The organism is Microcoleus sp. PH2017_35_SFW_U_B (genome assembly GCF_020737865.1).
Classification (GTDB): domain Bacteria; phylum Cyanobacteriota; class Cyanobacteriia; order Cyanobacteriales; family Microcoleaceae; genus Microcoleus.
In genome coordinates, this window is record NZ_JAEQDE010000002.1 from 1 (window position 1) to 1,762 (window position 1,762).

Sequence of the window (1,762 nt, forward strand, 5' to 3'; positions counted from 1 at the left end):
TGACCAAAGAGCGAGACGCAAGCCCCTGGCTTTAGACATGGGGATAAGTCGGTAGCGGTTTCAACCGCCTTCTGTATTTAACAAAGCTTAATAAAGAATCAGCACCATATACAGCATCAAGCTGTATAACTATAGTATGAGTATTAAATACAAGTCAAACAAGAACATTGTCTACTCTTGCAAATATCATATTGTGTGGTGTCCCAAGTATCGTCGCAAGGTTCTAGTTGAAGGCGTCGATATCCGTCTGAAGGAAATATTATTAGAGGTTGCAACTGAGTTTAAGAGCGAATTAATTGAAATGGAAGTGATGCCAGATCATGTTCACCTTTTAGTCGAATGCGATCCTCAATTTGGGATTGCTAAACTCATTCGGTATATGAAAGGGCGCTCATCTCGATATCTCCGCCAAGAATTTCCTTGGCTAAAAAGTCGATTGCCAACGTTGTGGACTAATAGCTACTTTATTTCAACCGTTGGCGGTGCACCTATTTCGGTAGTCAAGCAGTATATTGAGAATCAAAAAAATGTCTAGTTATGGTTGCCAACAAAATTTAATTAGCGCAGATCGAACTTTAAAAAGCATCTTAGAATTTGTTTGTGAAGAGTCAAACAAGTTAGCTAATTGTGGACTTTACTACTCTCGGCAATTGTATTTCAAAACTGGAAAATTTCCAAGTAAAGCCACTTTGCACAGGCTGTTAAAAGGCAATCTCCACTTCAAAGCCTTGTACTCTCACGTAGCTCAACAGACTTTAACAACTGTGGCAGAGTCATTCCAGTCGTATATTGGACTACTTAAGGGTGTCAAAAATGGTACAGTCACGCAACACCCTAAACTGCCGGGATACCGCAAAAATAGCCTCAAGCTGGCGACGTTTCCCAAGGCAGATGTAAAGTTGAAAAGCGGGCAACTAAGGTTTCCATTGGGAGGTAAGGTTAAAACATGGTTTGGAGTTAGTGAATTCTATCTACCAATGCCGTCAAACTTAGATTACGACCAAATCCGAGAAATTCGCATCTTACCGAGGAATGGGCAATTTTATGCTGAATTTGTCTATAAAATTCAGCCAATAACAGTTGAATTAGATGCCAGTAAAGTTCTAGGTATTGACCCAGGATTAAATAATTGGTTGACCTGTGTTTCCAATGTGGGAACAAGTTTGATTATAGATGGATTGCACCTAAAATCATTAAATCAGTGGTATAACAAACGAGTTGCAACAATCAAAGAGAACAAGCCTCAAGGCTTTTGGTCTAAACGATTAGGGAGGATTACGGAGAAACGGAATAGGCAAGTTAGAGATGCCGTCAATAAAGCAGCTAAATTAGTATTGAATCATTGCCTGCAAAACCAAATAGGCACTGTTGTATTTGGCTGGAACAAAGGAATGCGTCAAGAAATCAATCTTGGAAGTAAAACAAACCAAAGTTTTGTGCAAATTCCAACAGCCCGATTAAAGGATAGAATTTCTCAACTTTGCGAGCAACATGGCATTCAATTTGTTGAAACTGAAGAAAGCTATACGAGTAAGGCGAGTTTTTTGGATGAGGATGAACTACCTAAGTTCGGTGAAAAACCTGAAGGGTGGAAAGAATCTGGAAAACGTGTCAGTCGCGGCTTGTATCGTTCAAAAGATGGAAGCAAAATCAATGCAGACTGCAACGGTGCTGCGAATATTTTGCGAAAAGTAGCGGCAACTTTAGGGCTTTGTCTTGAAGGAGTCAGTAGAGGCGCTTTGATTTCGCCTTTGAAAGTTCG

Annotated in this window: 2 protein-coding genes; both read left to right on the forward strand. The window is 40.1% G+C overall.

Going from position 1 to position 1,762, the window contains the following annotated elements; all coding sequences use genetic code 11:
- Positions 1–136 precede the first annotated feature (136 nt).
- Positions 137–535, forward strand: a complete 399-nt coding sequence (gene tnpA, locus JGK36_RS00015; protein WP_293194019.1) for an IS200/IS605 family transposase — start codon at positions 137–139, stop codon at positions 533–535.
- A partial coding sequence (locus JGK36_RS00020) for a transposase (protein ID WP_293199404.1) occupies positions 513–1,762 on the forward strand: 1,250 nt, incomplete at its 3' end. The genes tnpA and JGK36_RS00020, both read left to right, overlap by 23 nt.